19 protein-coding genes, 1 tRNA gene and 1 other RNA gene are annotated in these 20,172 nt (G+C 37.4%); 14 read left to right on the plus strand and 7 right to left on the minus strand.

Translation table 11 applies throughout. The features are described 5' to 3' along the window. Positions 1 to 397 precede the first annotated feature (397 nt). The 5 genes from serA to H5084_RS07235 all read right to left on the minus strand — a co-directional run bounded on the left by serA (position 398) and on the right by H5084_RS07235 (position 4,515). Positions 398 to 1,627, minus strand: a complete 1,230-nt coding sequence (gene serA, locus H5084_RS07215; RefSeq protein ID WP_182690053.1) for a phosphoglycerate dehydrogenase — start codon at positions 1,625 to 1,627, stop codon at positions 398 to 400. A 200-nt stretch (positions 1,628 to 1,827) separates the two neighbouring features. Then, entirely contained in the window at positions 1,828 to 2,484 is a 657-nt protein-coding gene (gene rpiA, locus H5084_RS07220; protein ID WP_028869246.1) for a ribose-5-phosphate isomerase RpiA, read from the minus strand. Positions 2,485 to 3,034: 550 nt separating this feature from the next. Then, positions 3,035 to 3,649, minus strand: coding sequence for a 5-formyltetrahydrofolate cyclo-ligase (locus H5084_RS07225; protein ID WP_028869245.1), 615 nt, complete (start codon positions 3,647 to 3,649; stop codon positions 3,035 to 3,037). 169 nt (positions 3,650 to 3,818) lie between these two features. Continuing rightward, positions 3,819 to 4,003: non-coding RNA, 6S RNA (ssrS, locus tag H5084_RS07230), on the minus strand. A 209-nt stretch (positions 4,004 to 4,212) separates the two neighbouring features. After that, complete coding sequence (locus H5084_RS07235; RefSeq protein WP_028869244.1) at positions 4,213 to 4,515, minus strand: cell division protein ZapA; 303 nt, start codon at positions 4,513 to 4,515, stop codon at positions 4,213 to 4,215. A 172-nt stretch (positions 4,516 to 4,687) separates the two neighbouring features. On the opposite strand from H5084_RS07235, the gene H5084_RS07240 reads away from it, so the two are divergent. From H5084_RS07240 to H5084_RS07270, 7 genes are all read left to right on the plus strand, one after another. Beyond that, entirely contained in the window at positions 4,688 to 5,257 is a 570-nt protein-coding gene (locus tag H5084_RS07240) for a UPF0149 family protein (RefSeq protein ID WP_028869243.1), read from the plus strand. 11 nt (positions 5,258 to 5,268) lie between these two features. Continuing rightward, positions 5,269 to 6,567, plus strand: coding sequence for a Xaa-Pro aminopeptidase (pepP, locus tag H5084_RS07245; protein ID WP_028869242.1), 1,299 nt, complete (start codon positions 5,269 to 5,271; stop codon positions 6,565 to 6,567). Continuing rightward, the gene (gene ubiH, locus H5084_RS07250) at positions 6,560 to 7,852 is read left to right on the plus strand and encodes a 2-octaprenyl-6-methoxyphenyl hydroxylase (protein WP_084296286.1); all 1,293 of its coding nucleotides are present in this window, start codon (positions 6,560 to 6,562) and stop codon (positions 7,850 to 7,852) included. The genes pepP and ubiH overlap by 8 nt, the downstream gene beginning before the upstream one ends. Further along, positions 7,849 to 9,069 (plus strand): FAD-dependent monooxygenase, encoded by a 1,221-nt coding sequence (locus H5084_RS07255; protein WP_182690054.1) that lies wholly within the window; start codon positions 7,849 to 7,851, stop codon positions 9,067 to 9,069. Before ubiH ends, H5084_RS07255 begins: the two co-directional genes overlap by 4 nt. A 162-nt stretch (positions 9,070 to 9,231) precedes the next feature. Beyond that, on the plus strand, positions 9,232 to 10,428 hold the full coding sequence (gene fabV, locus H5084_RS07260) for an enoyl-ACP reductase FabV (protein WP_028869239.1): 1,197 nt from the start codon (positions 9,232 to 9,234) through the stop codon (positions 10,426 to 10,428). A gap of 187 nt (positions 10,429 to 10,615) precedes the next feature. Next, a tRNA-Pro gene (locus tag H5084_RS07265) sits at positions 10,616 to 10,692 on the plus strand. A 42-nt stretch (positions 10,693 to 10,734) separates the two neighbouring features. Next, positions 10,735 to 11,694: an SIS domain-containing protein gene (locus H5084_RS07270; RefSeq protein WP_182690055.1), complete on the plus strand. Its 960-nt coding sequence runs from the start codon at positions 10,735 to 10,737 to the stop codon at positions 11,692 to 11,694. Positions 11,695 to 12,226: 532 nt separating this feature from the next. On the opposite strand, the gene H5084_RS07275 is transcribed toward H5084_RS07270, so the two are convergent. Beyond that, positions 12,227 to 12,490 carry a DUF1145 domain-containing protein gene (locus H5084_RS07275; RefSeq protein ID WP_028869237.1) on the minus strand — a complete coding sequence of 88 codons (264 nt, stop codon included), beginning with the start codon at positions 12,488 to 12,490 and terminating at the stop codon, positions 12,227 to 12,229. A gap of 3 nt (positions 12,491 to 12,493) precedes the next feature. After that, positions 12,494 to 13,099 carry a 16S rRNA (guanine(966)-N(2))-methyltransferase RsmD gene (rsmD, locus tag H5084_RS07280; protein ID WP_182690056.1) on the minus strand — a complete coding sequence of 202 codons (606 nt, stop codon included), beginning with the start codon at positions 13,097 to 13,099 and terminating at the stop codon, positions 12,494 to 12,496. Between the two features lie 96 nt (positions 13,100 to 13,195). Here rsmD and ftsY point away from each other — a divergent pair, with 96 nt between their 5' ends. The 7 genes from ftsY to H5084_RS07315 all read left to right on the plus strand — a co-directional run bounded on the left by ftsY (position 13,196) and on the right by H5084_RS07315 (position 20,152). After that, positions 13,196 to 14,968, plus strand: coding sequence for a signal recognition particle-docking protein FtsY (gene ftsY / locus H5084_RS07285; protein ID WP_028869235.1), 1,773 nt, complete (start codon positions 13,196 to 13,198; stop codon positions 14,966 to 14,968). A gap of 13 nt (positions 14,969 to 14,981) precedes the next feature. Then, positions 14,982 to 15,662, plus strand: coding sequence for a cell division ATP-binding protein FtsE (gene ftsE / locus H5084_RS07290; RefSeq protein WP_028869234.1), 681 nt, complete (start codon positions 14,982 to 14,984; stop codon positions 15,660 to 15,662). Then, on the plus strand, positions 15,655 to 16,644 hold the full coding sequence (ftsX, locus tag H5084_RS07295; RefSeq protein WP_051369178.1) for a permease-like cell division protein FtsX: 990 nt from the start codon (positions 15,655 to 15,657) through the stop codon (positions 16,642 to 16,644). Before ftsE ends, ftsX begins: the two co-directional genes overlap by 8 nt. A 160-nt stretch (positions 16,645 to 16,804) precedes the next feature. After that, positions 16,805 to 17,128 (plus strand): hypothetical protein, encoded by a 324-nt coding sequence (locus tag H5084_RS07300; protein WP_028869232.1) that lies wholly within the window; start codon positions 16,805 to 16,807, stop codon positions 17,126 to 17,128. 110 nt (positions 17,129 to 17,238) lie between these two features. After that, entirely contained in the window at positions 17,239 to 18,087 is an 849-nt protein-coding gene (gene rpoH, locus H5084_RS07305; protein ID WP_028869231.1) for an RNA polymerase sigma factor RpoH, read from the plus strand. A 73-nt stretch (positions 18,088 to 18,160) separates the two neighbouring features. Further along, positions 18,161 to 19,006: a prephenate dehydratase domain-containing protein gene (locus H5084_RS07310; RefSeq protein WP_182690057.1), complete on the plus strand. Its 846-nt coding sequence runs from the start codon at positions 18,161 to 18,163 to the stop codon at positions 19,004 to 19,006. A gap of 219 nt (positions 19,007 to 19,225) precedes the next feature. After that, positions 19,226 to 20,152, plus strand: coding sequence for a dienelactone hydrolase family protein (locus H5084_RS07315; RefSeq protein ID WP_182690058.1), 927 nt, complete (start codon positions 19,226 to 19,228; stop codon positions 20,150 to 20,152). Positions 20,153 to 20,172: the final 20 nt, after the last annotated feature.

Consider the following 20,172-nt stretch of genomic DNA (forward strand, 5'->3'; position numbering starts at 1 on the left):
TTCGAGCTAACGACCCACAGGGCAAGTTGTGAGGCAAGCATCTTCGTTGTTAGAAAGTATTGATTGAACTAGTTAGATCTTCAACTTCCTGCCTAGAAGCTACTCACCTCACAACTTGCTGAACTTTGCATCTTGAATGGTAACGGGTATATATTTAGATGGAGCACTTAGCGCAAATCGGTAGATAGCTTTAACTAATAAGAGTGTAGTAATAAGCTTAACATTAGAAGTAGGGCGTCTTGTAAACATGATTTATACCAATATCATTATTGCTAACGCAGAAGTGATGTATTTTAACCAACAAGAATGATATTGGTATTTAGCAGAATTCATTATATGAAAAATAAGACAAAAAAATAGGACTCAATGAGTCCTATTTTAGTGTTTGATAGCGTTATTATTTTAATAAACGCGCTCGAATAGTACCTTCAATCTCTTTTAACTTGTCTAAGGCTGTATCTGCATCTTCACTGTTTACATCAATAACTACATAACCAATATTTTCATTTGTTTGTAAGTATTGTGCTGCAATGTTGATATTGTTATCAGCAAATGCCAAGTTTATTTTAGTAAGAATACCTGGTTGGTTACGGTGAATGTGTAACAGACGACTTGCATCTTTATGAAGCGGTAAAGATACTTCAGGGAAGTTTTTAGATGACAGTGTAGAACCGTTATCAGAGTACTTCACTAATTTGCCTGCTACTTCGTAGCCAATATTTTCCTGTGCTTCTTGTGTGCTGCCACCAACATGTGGAGTCAAAATAACGTTGTCAAATTCACGTAATGGAGATTCAAATTCTTCATTGTTTGATTTTGGCTCAGTAGGGAATACATCCACTGCCGCGCCTGATAATTTTTTGCTACGTAATGCATCACATAAAGCAGGAATATCAACCACAGTGCCTCGTGCTGCATTCATAAAGATGGCGCCATCTTTCATTTGAGCAAATTCATTTGCACCCATCATGTTTTTAGTTGAATCAACTTCAGGTACATGCAAGCTAATAACATCAGATTTTTCTAATAGCTCTTTTAAAGTAGCAACTTGAGTTGCATTTCCTAATGTTAGTTTACTTTCAATATCATAGAAAGAAACGTTAAAGCCTAGGCCTTCTGCAAGAATACCAAACTGTGTACCGATATGGCCGTAACCAATGATACCTAAGTTTTTGCCACGCGCTTCGTATGAAGCCGTTGCTGATTTATCCCATTCACCGCGGTGCGCTTTAGCATTACGCTCAGGAACGCCACGTAATAATAATAAAGCTTGTCCAAGTACTAACTCAGCTACACTGCGAGTGTTTGAGAAAGGTGCATTAAAAACTGCGATTCCTTTTGCTTGTGCTGCGTCTAAATCAACTTGGTTTGTACCAATACAAAAACAACCAATCGCGACTAATTTTTCTGCTGCGTCTAATACTTTTGCAGATAGGTTAGAGCGAGAACGAATCCCGATAAAATGTGCATCTTTAATTTTCTCGATTAAGTCTTCTTCACTTAATGACGTTTTAATACTTTCGATGTTGTTGTAACCAGCTTGAGTAAAAGTATCAACTGAACTTTGGTGTAAACCTTCTAGAAGAAGAATTTTAATTTTATCTTTGTTGAGTGAAAACTTGGTCATTGTATTTCCTTGGGCCTTATGGAGGTATGTGGAACAGCAATATAAAGAATAATTTTAGTGTTCGTAAAATAGCAAAAATAGTTGTAATTGTGAATCTGAGACTGTTATTTCGTATATGAAAAATTGAAACAACTTATTACTATTTAGATCATTACTGCTCTCTGTTTTGATTTTTCAGCAAAAGAGAGCAATATATTTAACTATTTTAGAGTTTTAACACCATCTTCTGCGCCCACTAAAACAACATTAGCTGCGCGGTTTGCAAATAAACCATTTGTCACTACACCAACGATTGAGTTAATTTGATTTTCTAATTTTAATGGTTCAGCAATTTTAAGATTATGTACATCTAGAATAACGTTACCGTTATCAGTGACCACGCCTTCACGGTATACAGGATCTCCGCCTAATTTAACTAACTCACGGGCTACATAGCTACGAGCCATCGGAATCACTTCAACTGGTAGTGGGAAAGCACCTAAAATATCAACATTTTTAGTATCATCAACAATACAAATAAACTTTTTAGCAACAGCTGAGACAATTTTTTCACGAGTTAATGCTGCACCGCCACCTTTGATCATGTGATTGTAGGCATTAATTTCATCGGCACCGTCAACATAGACACTTAACTCAGACACTTCATTCAAATCAAAAACTTCAATGCCGTAACCTTTTAACTTAGCCGTTGATGCATCTGAGCTTGAGACCGCACCTACGATGTCATTTTTTATGGTCGCTAATGCATCGATAAAATGATTAACCGTTGAACCTGTACCAACACCAATAATGGTATCTTTTTCTACGTATTCTAAGGCAGCATAAGCGGCAGCTTTTTTCTTCTCGTCTTGAGTCATGACTTGTATCCTATTGAGTGAGCAATGTCGTTAAAGTGGCGCGATTATACCCTTAACCGTGCTTTTAATTTAAGCTAAATTTATGAAAAATCGTTAAATACTTAAGAGGTGTTGATCTTTGTTGTTTAAATTTTATTCATCACAAGGAGTTTTTGATAGGGGCTGGCATAATATGGCCTAGTGATATAATTCCGATTCCACGAAATAGCTGATCAACCTTGCTGGTTAAAATGCATCACTTCTGCGTTAGAAATTTTTTAAAGGGAAGAACCGTTTGTCACAATTTCTGCCTTAAATTAACTCATTGTTTCTGTGCAATATTTGATCACATAATTAATGGAGTTGGCATTAGCGCATTTTTCAACAAAGTGCATGGCGTCTTATGGTTAAGAACATCCGTGAACTTTAAATACTGTATTGTTGCCCTGTTATGTGGAATATGACATTCCCTAACAACACTTCATAAACTCAGGCTATATAAACTTTGCCTTGCCTAGAAAAGTTGCTGGTCATTGGGAGATGAAACTTGAACGTTGTGAAGTTCTTTGGATTATTCAAAGTAGAAGTGTTGACTCGGTGTGATCACCTCTGGCAAAGGGACATCCCACTCTTGAATCGGTAGGGCATTTATATATTGGCAATCATGCGCTAAGCCAATAGGGTAGGGGCCGGTTCTTTGAGTAAACCAAGGCGCTAATAACCTGTCGTAATAACCTCCTCCCATACCTATTCTGTTACCTTGTTGATCAAAGGCGACTAACGGGGTTAACACCAAATCTAAGGCATCTGCAGGACAGGTCTGTTTAATGTTTTTTGTTGCATGTGTTAATTTAGGTTCGGCGATCCCATAACGGTTGATGATCATTTCAGTATTTTTTTGATACGCGAGAAATAATAATTGCCCCGTTTTAGTTGGATGCACAACAGGTAGATACACTTGTTTTTGTTGTTGCCAGCACCAATCAATAAAAGGACTGAGATCTATTTCACCGTCATAGGCTAAAGTCACTGATACATGTTGTGCTTGTTGCACTTTAGGGTGTTGTTTTAAGGTTTGTAACAATCGACAAGACGCTTGTTGTTGCTCATTGCGGGACAACGCTTTACGTGCGCTTCGTACTTGTTGTCGAATGGTATTACGTTGTGTAGAAATAGTATTAGTCATTATTTTATTTCTGCTTAGTGATAACGAGAGTTTTAAAAGTATATATTAAGATTAACTCAAAATTAGCAGTAAACAAAATAAGAGAAGCAAAGGAGTGTTTGAAACTAAACTGATTAATGACAGGAGAAAGATATACCGGGATCAAACATAAATGATAATAAAGAATTGAAGTTAACCCAAGGATACCGCTTTTGACTGTGACCTTGAACCCGAAGGTCAAGGTTGGTGTACTCGTGTCTACCGCAGGTTTCTCGATACAAGTCGAGCTTACACAATAGTATCCAAACAAATTCACCAGGGTAATGCTTATCGGCTCAGGGACTTAGTCAAGATTAACGGGTACCCGAGGGTTAAATAAACTGTACATACATTTAATCGTTTTTAAAAGGGTTTTTGGCAAAAAATAAGAACTTTTGCATTGAATGCTGAATTTTTAATCGTATAGATAAAATTAATCAAAGGCAGTGTTAGTGGTTTCAATTAGCAATATTAAAGGGATGAAAAAATATAAAGTTGTTCGCTAAATAAAGCAGAAAATAAAATGTTTTTTTAAAACTGTAATGTTAGTCTTTTAATAGAGTGGTGTTATCTAATGCACCATTAATAGCATCTTGTAGTTGTTGAATACGTTTATTTAATTGTTCAGTCTGTGCTTGATTTTCTTCTTTTAATGTATTCAGTTGATGGCGGTAATTTAATGCTGCCATTACAACCAATTGATCGCTTCTTAATGTTCGTGAAGAGGTTCTCATCTCTTTTAAATGTTCATTAACTTGTTCAACAGAGCCTAATAAACTTTCTTGCTCACCTTCTGGACAGCTGATTTTGTATTGTTGGCCTAAAATAGTAATATCAAGATGTGCCATAAAAGCCCCCGTTAGTGTTGCAAATTAAGGGAACAGTGAACCTCCCTAAAAAAATATCATATAATGGGCGAACTATATCGACCTAGCTATCAAGTTTCAAGTACTTAGTGGCGACGAGATCCAGTGGATGATAGAATATAGCTATTATCTTTTATTGATTAAGAGTGTCCTTATGAATTCAGCTGTACTACCAAGTTTTGACAAAATTTCGCAAGCCCTTGAAGGTGCTGAGTTATTCACCAATGCTGCCGAAACGCACGGGGTCTTATCTGGCTTTGTTTGTGGTGGTATTGCACTTGATGATAAAAGTTGGCAACCATTATTTAATGATGTTGTTAATGAGGGAATGGCGTTACCACAGCCAATAAAAAAGCTTGTTGCTGATATTTATTCGGAGGTGGTGAAACAATGTGCAGACGACGGTTTAGGCTTTAACTTATTATTGCCTGATGATGAAAAACCTCTAGATGAAAGAGCTGAAGCGATGGCGCAATGGGCTCAGGGTTTTTTAGTCGGTTTTGGAATGGTGCAACAAGCATTAAATCAAGCATCGGAAGATGTACAAGAAGTAATTCGAGATATTCGTGATATCTCACAATTATCTTTAGATTTTGAACAAGAAGATGAAGAATCTGAAATTGCTTTTGCCGAAATTGTTGAGTACCTTCGCGTTAGCGCTATGTTATGTTTTAATACTTTTTCCCGTAACATGGCAACTCCTATTTCTAATACCCTTCACTAAGTTGAGAACACATGACTGAATTTAACACTCGCCGACATTTATTCTCTAATAGTATGCTAGACAATAGCATGGCTATTTTTCCTGCTAATGAAGAATTGATTCGAAGTAACGATACCGAATTTCGTTTTCGTCAAAATAGTGATTTTTATTACCTGACTGGATTTAATGAACCGGAAGCATGCCTGTTATTGATCAAAAGAAAAGGGCTAATTAGCAGTGTGTTATTTAACCGTAGAAAAGATAAAACGGCTGAAATCTGGCATGGTTATCGATTAGGTCAAGCAGCAGCCGTTACTGAATTATCGATGGATCAAGCCTTTGCTATTGATGAGTTAGAAGTCGTTCTAGCAGATTTACTGGCCGGCATCGAGACAGTATATTATCCAGTATTAAGTGGTTTAAGTTTAGATACACGCTTACAAACCATTCTCAATAAATTACGCAATAAAACGCGCAGTGGTTTAATTGCAACCAATCAGTTTTTAAATTGGCAACCGCAGTTACATGAAATGCGCTTATTCAAAAGTGATGCTGAAAAGGATTTAATGCGTAAAGCAGGAGAAATCTCTGCGCTAGGCCACGTACGTGCTATGCAACAGTGTAAACCGGGTATGTGGGAATTCCAATTACAGCTAGAAGTTGAATATGAATTCGCAAGGCAGGGGACACGTGATGTTGCCTATAACAGTATTGTTGCTGGTGGTAATAATGCCTGTATTTTGCATTACACCGAAAATGATAAGCAACTAAAGGATGGTGATTTAGTGCTGATTGATGCGGGTGCTGAATATCAAGGTTATGCTGGCGATATTACACGTACTTTTCCTGTTAATGGTCGCTTTACTGAAGAGCAAGCGGCGATTTACCAACTAGTCTTAGATTGTCAGCTATTTGCACTTGAGCAAGTAAAGCCGAATATTAGTGTTTTAGCGATCAATAAGTTAGTTGTGCGTAAAATGTGTGAAGGTTTACTGGCATTGGGCATTTTACAAGGTGAGCTGGAAACCCTGATTCAGGAAGATAAACATAAAGATTTTTATATGCATGGTTTAGGGCACTTTATTGGTTTAGATGTACACGATGTCGGGGACTCTGGCAGTATCGAAACACCGCGCTTATTAGAAAAAGGCATGGCGATCACCATTGAACCTGGGCTTTATATTAGTAATGATGCAAATGTTGAAGACCATTGGAAAGGTATCGGTGTTCGTATTGAAGATGATGTGATTGTTACTGACACTGGATGCGAAATTTTGACTTCAGCAGTACCAAAAAGCATCCAAGATATTGAAGCATTGATGCATGGTTAAAAACAACATTACCCAGATTGACACACTCTCGGATGACCGATGTGATAACGTGAGTTATGACATTGTTATTGTAGGGGCTGGTCTATCTGGCTCATTATTAGCGTTATCTTTGTTGAAACAAAATGCTCAGCTTAAAGTGTTATTGCTAGATGAAAACGCACAGCGTGTTGAAAAAAATCAGTCTCTAGCTAATAAAACGGTATCTGATAAGCAACGTAATCCTAGCTTCGATGCGCGTTGTATTGCCTTAAATGCTGGATCGGTTGATATTTTAGACTCGTTAGCATTATGGTCTGAGATTGAAATTAATGCGCAAGCTATCGATAAAATTCAAGTCTCAGATAAAGGCTACTTTGGAGCCTTAGGCTTAATGCCAAATAATAAAGGTGAAACTTTTGGCTATGTTGTTGAGTTACGACATGTTGGGAAAGTACTAGCAAGAGCATTAGGCGCTTTTCCATCGTTAACGACACGGTACAATGTGAAACTCAAACATTTTCAGCAAGGTATTGATGCAATTAGTTGTGAACTCAGTGATGGTCAGTGTATTGAGGCAAAATTATGTGTGGGCGCCGATGGTAGTGAAAGCCAAGTCAGGGAGCTAGCTAAAATAGATACAGAGCGCTATAACTATGACCGTAGTGCTATCATCTGCAATGTTCGTTGCTCTAAACCACATCAAAATATTGCCTACGAGCGATTTTGTAAAAGCGGCCCTATTGCTTTATTACCGTTAACGGCAGATCGCTATTCATTAGTGTATTGCGTTGAGCATCAGCAAGCAGCACAAATTGCAGAATTACCGGATCACTTATTTCTTGCTCAATTACAGCAACAGTTCGGTTTTCGTGCCGGTATATTTGAAGAAACAGGAAAGCGAGATATTTATCCGTTAAGCTTAGTAAAAACAACTAAACCGATTGCGCATCGTGTTTTATGTGTTGGTAATGCGGCGCATAGTTTACACCCCGTTGCAGGCCAAGGCTTCAATTTGGGATTACGTGACCTATTTGTTCTAGCTAAAGTGGTCACACAATCAGAAGTAGAGCATATTGGCTCGTTTTCAATGTTAAATACTTATTGGCAATGTCGTGCTAAAGATCATCATCGCACTATTTTGATGACGGATAGTTTAGTGAGAATATTCAGTAACCAATATCCATTATTGAGCATTCCTCGTAATATTGGTTTACAAGCAATGAGCTGTTTTCCATTTTTATCACAACCCATTATCGAACAAGCCAAAGGCCAGTTTGATTTATTTAACAGTGAGAACTTGTCATGATGCAGTCTTATGATGTCACTATTGTTGGTGGCGGAATGGTCGGATTAACATTAGCCAAATGTTTAGCTAAAAGCCATTTATCTATTGCTATCATTGAAGCTAATGAAACAGTGGCGTTAAGTGATACACCAGAAAGTAGGGTCAGTGCGATTAGCTTTGCTAGCAAAACCCTGTTTGATAATTTAGGTATTTGGCCATTACTAAAAGCGCAACGTATTACACCGTATCATACGATGCAGGTGTGGGAAAAAGATAGCTTTGGTAAAATTGATTTTGATGCCAAACAAGTAGACCAAAAAGACTTAGGATACATTGTTGAAAATAAAAATTTACAGCAAGCTTTACATCATAGTGTGCAACAACAGCAAAATGTAACTTTTTTCTGTCCCGACTCACTACAAAGTATGGCCATCGGAGAAGGTGAAGTTTGGTTAACATTACACAGCGGCAAACAACTGACATCGAAGTTAGTGGTGGCTGCCGATGGTGCTAATTCATGGGTAAGATCGCAACTTAATATTCCCTTAACACAATGGGATTATGAGCATCATGCAATTGTTGCTACGATAAAAACCGTTGAAAATCACCAAGCCTGTGCTCGCCAAATATTTACCCCGCAAGGGCCGCTAGCCTTTTTGCCTTTATACCAGCAGCACCTTAGTTCTATTGTGTGGTCGTTGCCGCCTGAAAAAGCACAAGCTTTACTGGCTTTAGATGATCAAACTTTTAACCATCATCTAAGTCGCACCTTTGACAATCGCCTAGGTCCCTGTGAAGTACAGGGGCAACGTCAAAGCATACCTTTAAGTATGCGCTATGCGAGAGACTTTGCGAAACATCGTGTTGCACTAATTGGTGATGCTGCACACACCATTCATCCGTTAGCTGGCCAAGGTGTAAATTTAGGTTTATTGGATGCAGCTTGTTTAGGGCAAGAAATATTAAAAAATGTGACATTAGGTAATGATATTGGTTTGTACAGTAATTTACGTCACTTTGAGCGCTGGCGTAAAACCGAAGCAACAGAAATGATTGCGTCGATGGAGCTATTAAAACAATTATTTAATGGGGAAAATCCTGTACAAAAAGTTTTAAGAGATGTTGCTCTGTTAATGGCTGATACTATCAGTCCACTAAAAAAGCAGTTTATTAGACAGGCAATGGGACTAGGCGGTAATAAACCTACTTTATGTTTGCCAATGTCAACGGTTGAATAAATTAGCATCAGTAGATCGGTAACAATACTTGTTGTTTTTGGCATTTCATCAGAGAACAGGTATATTAGCGATAATTTTACTTACGCCTTTAATGCGAGTGCAGTGATTTTCTATCGTTAATACTCTCATTAAAGGTTTCAAATACCATAAGAGCGAAAAAATATGATCATTAAACCTAAGATTCGTGGCTTTATTTGTACAACTACTCATCCAACGGGTTGTGAAAAAAACATTCAAGCACAAATTGAATACACTAAAAAGCAAGGCAAAATTGAAAAAGGCCCTAAACGTGTATTAGTGATTGGTTCTTCTGCAGGTTACGGCATGTCATCTCGTATTGCTGCTGCATACGGAAGTGATGCTTCAACAATCGGTGTGTTTTTTGAAAAACCAGCAACCGATCGTAAAGCGGGTTCAGCAGGTTGGTATAATAGTGCTGCGTTTGAAAAACAAGCTAAAGAAGATGGTCTATATGCTAAAAGCGTTAATGGCGATGCATTTTCGAACGAAACAAAGCAACTTGTTATCGATACAATCAAAGCTGATTTAGGTCAAATTGATGCAATCATCTATTCTGTTGCTGCGCCTGTACGCAAGTTACCAGATACTGGTGAAGTGATTCGTTCAAGCTTAAAACCAATTGGTGAAACTTACACTTCAACTGCTATTGATACTAACAAAGACGTGATCATTGAAGCATCAGTAGAGCCTGCAACTGAAGAAGAAGTTGCGAATACAGTGACTGTCATGGGTGGACAAGACTGGGAACTTTGGATCAATGCACTAGCCGATGCGGGTGTGTTAGCTGAAGGTGTTAAAACCGTTGCTTATTCTTACATTGGCACTGAATTAACATGGCCTATCTACTGGAATGGCGCATTAGGTAAAGCGAAATTAGATTTAGATCGTGCTTCTACTGCTATCCAAGCTCAATTAGCCTCTTTAGGTGGTGAAGCTTATGTTTCGGTACAAAAAAGTGTTGTGACACAAGCAAGTTCGGCTATCCCTGTTATGCCTCTATACCTTTCAATGGTCTTTAGAATCATGAAAGAAAAAGGTTTACACGAAGGTTGTATGGAACAGATTCACCGTCTATTTACTACGCAATTATTCAAAGCTGATGGTTCAGCGCCTACAACGGATGAAGCTCGTCGTTTACGCCTTGATGATTGGGAATTGCGTGATGATGTTCAACAAGCTTGTACAGAACTATGGCCTCAAATCACAACTGAAAATCTGTTTGAACTAACAGATTACCAAGATTATAAAGATGAATTTTTACAATTATTTGGTTTTGGTATTGATGGTGTTGATTATGATGCTGAAGTTGAACCTTTAGTTGAGTTTGATTGTTTATAATTTCTATTCATTTGAATGAGTATATTTAAGTGATCTACTATACCCGCCGAGTGCGGGTATTTTTTTGACTCAATTTTTGTCACAATATGTCAATTCGTTTCAATTACGTTACTTTTTCTTTATTGTTTACGCTTAGACTTGCTTTTTTTGTTGCAACTTCATGATAAATAATTAGACTTACACAAATCGGTATGTAGCGCAGTTTGGTAGCGCACTGGCATGGGGTGTCAGGGGTCGGAGGTTCGAATCCTCCCATACCGACCATTTCTTCATTTATTATTTTTCCTCCTACACTAAGGAATTTTCATGTCCCGTTTTGCATTGCCAGAGTCTCAATTGTTAAAAGAACTCAAAAACGTATTTGAAGTACAAAGTGCGGCAATTACTACACATAGTAAACATGTTGGCGAAGCGTATCTTCAAGCGTTGGCTTTAATGAAAAACTGTACTGGACGTGTGATTGTTTCTGGAATGGGAAAATCAGGGCATATCGGTACTAAAATAGCCGCTACACTTGCCTCTGTTGGAACACCTTCTTTTTTTATGCATCCAGGTGAAGCTTTTCACGGTGATTTAGGCATGGTAACAAAAGAAGATGTATTGTTATTAATTTCATATAGTGGCGAAACAGATGAGATACTAAAAATAATTCCATCGCTGCAACATTTTGGTAATAAAATAATTTCAATTACCGGTGGTACAACGTCGACACTTGCTAAAAATTCTCATGTTGTACTCGATGCGAGCGTAGAAAAAGAAACCTGTCCCAATAACCTCGCACCAAGCACTTCTACTACCTTGACCTTAGTGATTGGCGACGCACTTGCGAACACTTTAACGTTAGAAAGAGACTTTAGTCCAATGGATTTTGCTCGCTTTCATCCTGGTGGTAGCTTAGGTAAACGTTTATTAACTTTTGTTCGCGATGAGATGCGCAGTGAAAACTTGCCTGTTGTAAGCGCTGATACGTCGGTGACTGATGTGTTAATGGTGATGACTGAAACGCGTACCGGTTTAGCTTTGGTGTTAGAAGATGGTAATTTACAGGGGGTTATCACCGATGGTGATGTTCGTCGTTTCTTAATTGCTGGCGAAAGTATTGTTGATAGCCAAGCTGAACATTTAATGAACCCTACGCCACGTTTAATTTCTGCCTCTGCGCGTTTAACTGAAGCTGAAGAATTAATGCGCGAAAAGCATATAAAATGGTTAGTGGTGAGTGAAGATGGTAAAAAAGTAGATGGCATTATCGAGTGGGGTCAATAACCAAAGATATTCTCTATGCAAAAAGCTAAACCTATTAAAATATGCATCATTAAAAGTCACTACGGTGACTTTTTTATTATTGGCTGCGGCTTATTCTACACAGAGATAAACTTACCCTAAGAGATCAACCATCCTTGATACTGTTATTTGCTTTATTTAAAAAAGAAATCTCTCTCCATATCTCATCAATTTAATTTAACAGTCTGAATACTAGACTTTTTAACAATTTGTATGTGTTTTTTTAGTGTTTAGAAACTATTTATTATTTCATGCAGTCACTTATTGTTAATAATTTCTTATACTCATTAACAAGTAAAGGAAGTAGCATTGATGCAGTGGAACTGTTTACAAGGATAAGGAGCCGCCAAAGGATTGGCAAGGGGATCAGCTTGGAAAAGCATTGTCATGGAGCCACAGGGATGCGGTCAATCTCAATGGAATGAAATGAAGACGACAAAAAGGGAGGGCATTTATAATGCTCTCCCTTTTTTATTGGGTAATATTAAAAAAAGTGTGGTGATAGTAAATGTGTTTATATAAGACGTGACTTTAATTGCCACATTTTGAATACACCAAAAAAGAAAATTTCAAAAGCTTCTTTTTTGGTTAATTTTAGCTTTTCAGCAAATGCCCCATAAATAACTAACAATTGGATCGCATGCATGACAATCACAAAAGCTAATAAAAAGTAAAAGGCCATTGCAGCTTTTCCAGGGAATGGGAAAAATAAATTAGCAAGCAACAAGGTCCAAATAATGATCATTAAAAATTTTGCAAAGGGAATAAAATAAGTCATTGTTTAACCTCTTGAAAATAATTGATAACGAACTTGGCCTGATGTTTTTTCTTTCAATAGTTGCCAGTTATTAGGGATTTGAAGCGTGTTTAAGCTGTTTTCAACTTCCAGATAAATAAGACATCCATTGGCTAAATATCCATTTGCTTCTAATTGTTCTATACAAGGTTGAGCTAAGCCTAGATTAAATGGCGGATCGATAAAAACCACATCGTAGTCTTGAGTCGCGGTTTGGTTAAGGTATTTTAGGGAGTCGCCTTGAATAATTTGCGCATTTTCTACGTTTAAGGAGGTTAAGTTAATTTGTAACTGCTTAGCGACTTGTTTATCAAGCTCTAAGAGAGTACAAAATTGACAATAACGAGATAACGCTTCGAAACCTAAACTTCCACTTCCACTAAAACAATCTAAACAATTTGCATCTCGAATATCATGCATTAACCAATTGAAAAGAGTCTCTTTTGTGCGATCTGTTGTCGGCCGCAACCCTTGTTTATCTTTAACGGGAAGCTTTTTTCCTCGCCATTGACCAGAGATTAAGCGGATAAATCCGTCACTCATTGATTTTCTATTGTTTTCTTTGGTTAAAGTACGATGATTTTTACTCATATAATTTTTAGTCCGGCAAGCATAGTGTTAATATAGCATTTCAATACGATTGCTATTTTAGCAGGGTAAACAGGTTGTTAGTAAGGTTTTTAATCAATGTCTATAAAGAAAGGATTGTTTTCATGGTTTTCAAAAAAACCAGCTAAGAAAACAGAGCAAGAAGAAAAAGAGCAAGCAGAGCTATTAGCGCGTGAACAAGCTGAACTTGAAGCGAGTGAAAAAGACACTGCTGAAGAGGTAAAGCGTCAAGCCGAACTTGCAGAAAGAGAGTTAGCAGAAAAACAGCAAGTAGAGTTATTAGCGCGCAAACAAGCTGAGCTTGAAGCACAAGAGATCGCCGCTGCCGAAGAAGCAAAGCGTCAAGCCGAGCTAGTTGAAAAAGAGCGTGCTGAAAAACAGCAAGCAGAGCTATTGGCGCGTAAACAGGCTGAACTTGAAGCACAAGAGATCGCTGCTGCCGAAGAAGCCGAGCTAGTTGAAAAAGAGCGAGCTGAAAAAGAGCAAGCAGAGCTATTAGCACGCAAACAAGCTGAGCTTGAAGCACAACAGATCGCTGCTGCCGAAGAAGCAAAGCGTCAAGCTGAACTAGTTGAAAAACATCAAGCCGAACTAGCCGAAAAAGAGCGAGCAGAAAAAGAACAAGCAGAGCTATTAGAAAGAGAGTTAGCAGTCAAACGAGCAGAGCTATTAGCACGTAAGCAAGCTGAACTTGAGGCAAGAGAAAAAGCGGCAGCGGAAGAAGCACAACGTCAGGCTGAAATAGTAGCTCAACAAGAGGCGGCTGCTAAAGCAAGATTGGCATATCAAGAAGCACAGAAAAATGCAGAGTTAGCGCGTCAACAGGTAGAAAGTGAGGCAAATGAAGAGGCAGTACAAGAAGCTGAAATAGAGGCAAAGTTAGTTGCTGAAGAAGAAGTTGAAGCAGAGAAACAAAAAAACACATTAGGTTTCTTTGCTCGTTTTGCTGCAGGCTTAAAGAAAACACGGCTTAATATTGGTAGTGGTTTACTATCGTTATTTAAAGGCAAAAAAATTGATGATGAGCTATTTGAAGAACTAGAAGAGCAACTTATTGTCGCGGATATCGGCGTTGAGACAACATTACGTATTATTGATAATTTAACGGAGCATGCAAATCGCAAACAGTTAAAAGATGCAGAAGTTCTTTATGAGTTATTGAAAAAAGACTTATCAGACATACTACATGAAGTTGAAAAACCTTTAGTGATTGATGTGACCAAAAAACCTTATGTTATTTTAATGGTTGGTGTAAATGGTGTTGGTAAAACTACTACTATCGGTAAATTAGCTAAAAAATTCCAAAATGAAGGTAAATCAGTAATGCTTGCTGCCGGTGATACGTTCCGTGCCGCCGCTGTTGAGCAGTTACAAGTTTGGGGTGAGCGTAATGAAATTCCTGTTATTGCTCAGCAAACGGGGGCAGATAGTGCGTCGGTTTTATTTGATGCGATGGATGCCGCGCAAGCACGGGGTATCGATGTGTTAATTGCAGATACAGCTGGCCGATTACAAAATAAAGATCACTTGATGGACGAGTTGGCAAAAGTAGTACGTATCATGCGTAAAAAAGATCCAACGGCCCCTCATGAAATTATGTTAACAATTGATGCGGGTACTGGTCAGAACGCGATTAGCCAAGTTAAATTATTCAACCAAGCGGTAGGTTTGACTGGTGTTACCTTTACTAAGCTTGATGGTACTGCAAAAGGGGGGATTATTTTCTCTATTGCCGATCAATTTAAGTTACCTATCCGTTATATCGGAGTGGGAGAGGGGATTGATGATTTAAGAGAGTTTAACGCCAAAGAGTTTATTGATGCTCTTTTCTCTAAAGAAGATGAGTCATAAGGTAAAATAGACAATGATATTATTTGAAGAAGTCAGCAAAATTTATGCCGATGACCAAATCGCTTTAAATAAAGTAGACTTTCATTTAAAACAAGGCGAAATGGCTTTTATTACCGGTCACTCTGGTTCTGGTAAAAGCACTTTATTAAAGCTGGTGAGTCTAATGGAACGCCCTACGACTGGGCGTATTGTTTTAAATGGTAATGATATCAGTCATATCAAAGGTAATGATATTCCCTATTTACGCCGTCATATTGGTATGATCTTTCAAGATCATCGTTTATTGATGAATCGTACCGTACTTGAAAATGTTGGTTTGCCTCTATTAATTGAAGGTTATAGCCGTTATGAAATTAAGCGACGTAGTTTAGCCGCCTTAGATAAAGTGGGATTAACGGGGAAAGAAAGCAGCTTTCCTATCAATTTATCCGGTGGCGAGCAACAACGAGTAGGGATAGCCCGAGCTATTATTAATCAACCTCCTTTATTATTAGCAGATGAACCCACGGGTAATTTAGATCCTAAATTATCATTGGAAATTTTAACCTTGTTTGAATCTTTAAATCAATTTGGTATGTCCGTGTTAATTGCCACACATGATTTAGGACTAATTGCTAAGATGCGTTACCGTACACTCACGTTACGTGATGGTGATATGATCAATGACGGCTTATTAAGGGAACGCAATGAGTAATAAGATGGGTGCAAAAAGAAAGCTATCTGGCTCTCCTAAAATTAATAAAGTGTCTTTTATTGGCCGTGTTAAGGCAACTTTAGTACAGCACGTGCATCAGGTTATTCATAGTTTCTTTGAATTATGGAAAACTCCGTTTGCGACCTTGATGACAATTCTCGTGTTGGGTGTTGCATTATCTTTACCCACTGTTTTTCATGTGGTTTATAAAAATGTAGAACGCGTGAGTGGGCAATGGGATAGCGCTTCTGAGGTAAGCCTTTTTTTAAAAAAGAATATTTCTGAAGAACGGGTGCAAGTACTGATTAATAAGTTAGGTTTGTATGAAGATATTGAAGCCGTTACTTATATTTCCCGTCATCAAGCATTGTTAGAGTTTAAAGAGATGTCTGGTTTTTCAAAGGCATTAAGTTATTTAGATGAAAACCCATTACCCGCAGTATTGGTGGTTGTCCCTGTCAAATCTGCAATGAATACCGCGGGTAGTAAATTGCTAGTGGCTAAACTTGAACGAGAACAAGATATTGACTTGGTGAGTGTTGATATTGATTGGATAGAAAAGTTACAGGCTATTTTCTATCTAGTGGTTGATATGGTGATTGGCATTGCAACATTATTATTATTATCTGTGTTATTAATTGTTAGTAATACGATCCGGCTTAATATCCTTAACCAGCGCGATGAAATAGAAGTCTTAAAGTTAGTCGGAGCAACCAACAGTTTTATCCAGTTACCTTATATATATATTGGAGCTTGGTATGGATTTTTGGGTGGTGTGATTGCTTGGTTATTTTCTTGGGTGCTGGTTATTTGGTTGGAGTCAGGGGTAATGAATTTAACCGGCCTTTATCAGGCACAATTTCAAATCATATCATTGAATTTTGATGAATCTATCACACTACTTATTGTTGGTGCTGTATTAGGTTTTATTGCTTCATTTATCTCGGTAAAACAATATCTTGTGAAAATTGAACCGAAGTAGTTTTTATCATTATAGTTGTAGTTTAAAGACGCTTATGAAATAAATTAACACCAATTTTTTATAAAAAAATAAAAAACTAACTGCTTGATCTCTTTTGTTTTGCCTGTAATATGTGATCTACTTCACGGGTTTGCTTAGAGGATTTGATTTCAGGTGTTTTATGAAAAAAAATGTTGATATTCAGTTGTTACCCATTTCGTCACCGACATGTCAGGTGCTCATTCAAGAGCAAATGGCCTTCCACAAAGGCATGAAGCTGATCGATTTGATTGCTGATTGTAAAGAAATTCTTGTTATTCGTATTGATGGGCGCTTGATTGCTTACGGAACTTTTGATCTATTTGAAGGTCAGATTATGCGTATCAATTCATTACATTTTCGAGATGTTTTTCAACATCATAGTATCGGACAATATTGGTTATCCCGTTATGTAAAACGCAAGTTAGATAAAAAATGTTACTTCAACTTTTTGATAGCCAGTTAGGGTTATTAGGCAAGTAAAATATTTTATTTTCAATTTGCTACTGTATAATATAAAGTGTTTGATTAGTATCGAAACACTTATTATTAAAACTTCAAGTATTAAGGTGAAACATGAGTGATACAATAAATTCAATGAGTCTAGTTCCTCAAGGAAGTATTGGAGCCTATGTTCAATCTGTAAACTCATTTGCTAAGCTAAGTGCTGAAGAAGAGCAAGAGTTAGCAGAGCGTCTATATTACAAAGGTGATTTAGAAGCCGCAAAAAAATTAGTTATGTCGCATCTACGATTTGTTGCTTACATTGCTAAAAGTTATGCTGGTTACGGCTTAGCACAAGCGGATCTAATTCAAGAAGGTAATGTAGGATTAATGAAAGCGGTTAAACGCTTTGACCCAACGGTTGGGGTACGTCTTGTTTCTTTTGCTGTGCATTGGATTAAAGCAGAAATTCATGAGTACGTTATCCGTAATTGGCGTGTTGTAAAAATTGCAACGACAAAAGCACAACGAAAATTATTCTTCAATTTGCGTAAATCTAAAAAACGTTTAGGTTGGTTCAAAAAAGAAGAAGTAGAAGCGGTTGCTGAAGAGTTAAATGTAAGTACTAAAGATGTACTTGAAATGGAGTCACGTTTAAATGCTCAAGATCAGTCATTTGATTTAAGTGTTAATGACGATGATGACAATACCTTTGCACCGATGCACTATCTTGAAGATAAAAGTGCAAGCGTTGAAACTCAAATTGAGCAAGAAAATACTGAGTCTCATACAAAGAATAAATTGTATTCAGCGTTATCAACGTTAGATGCACGTAGTCAAGATATTTTAAATTCTCGTTGGTTAAGCGAGCCAAAAGCCACTTTACACGATTTAGCTGCGCGTTATGATATTTCTGCGGAGCGTGTTCGTCAGTTAGAAGCGAATGCCCTTAAGAAATTAAAAACTAACATGGACTTCTAAATAGTTAGCATATTATTAGGTGAGCTAAGGCTCACCTTTTTATTTCTACTCTCTAAGAACAACTCGGTATTCTATGCTTACTATCGCGACACTTGGCCCAAAAGATACATTCTCAGATCTCGCTACTAAGCAATATATTCAAGCTATTCAAGATAAAGATCCCGTTCCCTGCGCGGATATTAAATATTATTCTACGCTGTCACAAACTTTTCAAGCCGTCGGTAAAGACTGTCAATTAGGTGTTTTACCCATTGAAAATTTATCTGAAGGTTATGTGCAGGTGGTTTTAGACCAATTATTGGATACTAAACTATTTGTTATTTCTGAACTGTTATTGCCGATTCAATTCTCATTTGTTGGATTTTGTGAGCAGTTCTCTGATCTACGTGATTTGTATGTTCAGTTTGTTGCTCATGGACAATGCTCTGAATTCATCAATGGGTTGGAAGGGGTGAGAATACACAATACTCAAAGTAATATTGAATCCTTGGTGTTAGCGCAACAAAAAGGTAAATCGGCTGGTGCAATTATTCCGCAACATGCCTTATCACATGCGACTGAAGCAATCATCGTTGATAATGATGTAACCAATTATGCTAATAATCAAACACGTTTTTTAGTGCTTTCTGAAACACCTCAAGCACGGATCCTGGGTAAAGAATATAAAACCACTTTAGTTGTTAATAACAAACAAGATTGCCCCGGTGTTTTAGGTAGTATTGTCAGCGCTTTTGCAATGCAAAAAGTAAATTTAACCTCTATTATGTCTCGTCCTACTCGTTCACAAATAGGTAACTACCACTTTTTTATTGATATAGATGGACATCAAGAAGAAGAGCATATTGCCTCTGCGTTAGTTGAAATTCAAGCTCAATATGCAGTAACAGTGATTGGTTCTTATATCAAAGCTGTCAGTTAAAACTATTCAAATAGTTGTCAATTCACTAAGTTACTGCCCAACTTTATCGGTTATTAGCTCGTTAACATTTTTGTAAAAATAATAAATATTAAAATAACGCTAAGAGTAGGTTGATGATCACTGATCATTAATAATAAATTTTACACTAGGTTTAAAATTGGTTATTGTTTGAACGATCGTTTTTAAATGTAATAATTTATTAATAATGAGAGTGTGAATATGACTAATAAAGCTAATATAACTAAAGCTCCAGAAAAACAACCTAGCATGCAGATACCTCAAGAAGCCTTTGATTGGTATGATGAATATGCACACGGGGATATAGATAGACGTACATTTTTAAGACGACTAGCTGGTATTGCAGGAGCCGGTATTACCTTAGCAACACTTTCAACGGCATTAACGCCTAATTATGCACTCGCAGAACAAATTTCATTTAATGATGACGATATCACAGCAACTTACCAAACATTCCCATCACCGAAAGGGCATGGTGAAGGCAGAGGCTATTTTGTTACACCAAAAGTTGTAGATAGTAAATTACCTGTAGTACTAGTTATTCATGAAAATCGAGGCTTAAATCCTTACATAAAAGATGTTGCTCGTCGTTTGGCAAAAGCAGGTTTTATTGCTTTTGCACCTGATGTATTGCATTCACTTGGTGGCTACCCTGGTAATGATGACCAGGGTAAAAAGATGCAAAGTTCGCTTGATAAAAATAAAATCGAAGAAGACTTTATTGCAGCTGCTAACTATTTAAAAACACATCCACAGAGTACTGGAAAACTAGGTGCAGTAGGTTTTTGTTTTGGTGGTTATATTGTCAATATGCTTGCAGCTACGATCCCTGAAACACTCGATGCAGGTGTGCCGTTCTACGGGACTCCTGCTAAAGCAGAATTAAGAAAAAATATTAAAGCACCTTTATTAATTCAATTAGCTGAACTTGATAAAAGGGTGAATGCGTATTGGCCAGAATATGAAGCGGACTTAAAAAAATATAATGTGGATTATGAAATGCACATGTATGAAAAAGCAAACCATGGCTTTCATAATGACTCAACAGCTCGCTACGTTCCAACCATGGCCGACCTTGCTTGGGATAGAAGTATCGACTTTTTTAATAAGCATCTAGCCACGACTTGATTTTTAGTCTGTTAATAAGC

The organism is Psychromonas sp. SR45-3 (assembly GCF_014163575.1).
GTDB lineage: Bacteria > Pseudomonadota > Gammaproteobacteria > Enterobacterales > Psychromonadaceae > Psychromonas > Psychromonas arctica.

Coding starts and splice junctions, on each gene's coding strand:
- serA (WP_182690053.1), bottom strand. CDS start 1,627: ATGACCAAGTTTTCACTCAACAAAGATAAAATTAAAATTCTTCTTCTA.
- rpiA (WP_028869246.1), bottom strand. CDS start 2,484: ATGACTCAAGACGAGAAGAAAAAAGCTGCCGCTTATGCTGCCTTAGAA.
- H5084_RS07225 (WP_028869245.1), bottom strand. CDS start 3,649: ATGACTAATACTATTTCTACACAACGTAATACCATTCGACAACAAGTA.
- H5084_RS07235 (WP_028869244.1), bottom strand. CDS start 4,515: ATGGCACATCTTGATATTACTATTTTAGGCCAACAATACAAAATCAGC.
- H5084_RS07240 (WP_028869243.1), top strand. CDS start 4,688: ATGAATTCAGCTGTACTACCAAGTTTTGACAAAATTTCGCAAGCCCTT.
- pepP (WP_028869242.1), top strand. CDS start 5,269: ATGACTGAATTTAACACTCGCCGACATTTATTCTCTAATAGTATGCTA.
- ubiH (WP_084296286.1), top strand. CDS start 6,560: ATGGTTAAAAACAACATTACCCAGATTGACACACTCTCGGATGACCGA.
- H5084_RS07255 (WP_182690054.1), top strand. CDS start 7,849: ATGATGCAGTCTTATGATGTCACTATTGTTGGTGGCGGAATGGTCGGA.
- fabV (WP_028869239.1), top strand. CDS start 9,232: ATGATCATTAAACCTAAGATTCGTGGCTTTATTTGTACAACTACTCAT.
- H5084_RS07270 (WP_182690055.1), top strand. CDS start 10,735: ATGTCCCGTTTTGCATTGCCAGAGTCTCAATTGTTAAAAGAACTCAAA.
- H5084_RS07275 (WP_028869237.1), bottom strand. CDS start 12,490: ATGACTTATTTTATTCCCTTTGCAAAATTTTTAATGATCATTATTTGG.
- rsmD (WP_182690056.1), bottom strand. CDS start 13,099: ATGAGTAAAAATCATCGTACTTTAACCAAAGAAAACAATAGAAAATCA.
- ftsY (WP_028869235.1), top strand. CDS start 13,196: ATGTCTATAAAGAAAGGATTGTTTTCATGGTTTTCAAAAAAACCAGCT.
- ftsE (WP_028869234.1), top strand. CDS start 14,982: ATGATATTATTTGAAGAAGTCAGCAAAATTTATGCCGATGACCAAATC.
- ftsX (WP_051369178.1), top strand. CDS start 15,655: ATGAGTAATAAGATGGGTGCAAAAAGAAAGCTATCTGGCTCTCCTAAA.
- H5084_RS07300 (WP_028869232.1), top strand. CDS start 16,805: ATGAAAAAAAATGTTGATATTCAGTTGTTACCCATTTCGTCACCGACA.
- rpoH (WP_028869231.1), top strand. CDS start 17,239: ATGAGTGATACAATAAATTCAATGAGTCTAGTTCCTCAAGGAAGTATT.
- H5084_RS07310 (WP_182690057.1), top strand. CDS start 18,161: ATGCTTACTATCGCGACACTTGGCCCAAAAGATACATTCTCAGATCTC.
- H5084_RS07315 (WP_182690058.1), top strand. CDS start 19,226: ATGACTAATAAAGCTAATATAACTAAAGCTCCAGAAAAACAACCTAGC.